We start from the raw sequence: 1219 nt of genomic DNA, 5'->3' as shown, positions 1-1219 counted from the left end.
GCCTCCTGGCGGGATCGCGTGTTTTGACGCTCACTGGTGCTGGTGGGGTGGGCAAGACGCGTCTGGCTGTGCATGTTGCCCGTGCCATGCGGCGTTCCTTCGCCGACGGTGTGTGGTTGGTCGAGCTGGCGGAGCTGCGGGATCCTTCTCTGCTTGCGCAGACGGCTGCGGAGAAGTTGGGCCTGAGTGACCAGTCCTCGCGTCCTGCGATCGAGATCGTCACTGGCTTTCTGGGCTCCCGCGAGGTTCTGCTCGTGCTCGACAACTGTGAGCACTTGGTGGATGAGTGCGCGCTGTTCGTTGATGCCGTGATCCGGTCTTGTCCCAAGGTCCGGGTGCTGGCCACGAGCCGGCAGTCTCTGGGTGTTTACGGTGAGAGCACTTTGCTGGTGCCCCCGATGCCGGTGCCGGACCCCGAGCAGGGAATGTCGTCTGAGGCCCTTGCCCAGTATGACTCGGTCCGTCTGTTCACCGATCGGGCCGGCGCGATCCTGCCCGACTTCGACCTGCGTCGTCAGGACTGTGCTGCGCTGGCACGGCTGTGCCACAGTCTGGACGGCATCCCCCTGGCCATCGAACTGGCCGCGGTGTGGCTGCGGGCCCTGTCGCTGAAGGAGATCGAACAGCGCCTCTCCGAGCGCTACCGTCTGCTCACCATCAGCCCCCGCGGTGCGCCTATCCGCCAGCGCACGCTGCGCGCTTTGATCGACTGGAGCTACGAGTTGTGCTCTCAGTCCGAGCAGCTGATCTGGGCGCGTGCGTCGGTCTTTTCCGGTGGCTTCGATCTGGCGTCGCTGGAGTATGTCGCCAGTGGCGACGGTGTGGCCCGCGAAGAGATCCTGGGCATTGTGTGCTGCCTGGTGGACAAGTCCGTCCTGATCCGGGAGGAAGCCGACGGCGATGTGCGCTATCGCATGCTGGAGACGATCCGTGAGTACGGCCAGGAATGCCTCGTCGGCGCTGGTGAGGACGCCACGGTCCGGCGCCGTCACCGTGACTGCTACGTCCGTCTGGTGGACCGGTTCGATGCCGAATGGATAGGCCCCGACCAGCAGGCATGGATCAAGCGGTTGCGGCATGAACACGCAAACCTGCGCCTTGCGTTGGACTTCTCCATCAACGAGCCCGGCGGGGCGACCACCGCACTGCACATGATCATCACGATCGAGGAATACTGGGCTGCCCGAGGCCTGCTGACCGAAGCACGCCACTGGCTCGA

The 1219-nt window shown here is 64.8% G+C and carries 1 protein-coding gene; it reads left to right on the top strand.

Annotation, left to right across the window (positions count from 1 at the left end):
* Positions 1-47 precede the first annotated feature (47 nt).
* A partial coding sequence (locus AC0699_RS39795) for an ATP-binding protein (protein ID WP_478671624.1) occupies positions 48-1219 on the top strand: 1172 nt, incomplete at its 3' end.

It is taken from the genome of Streptomyces sp. NPDC043870 (assembly GCF_056435785.1).
This window is presented reverse-complemented; position numbering and strand designations above follow the sequence as displayed.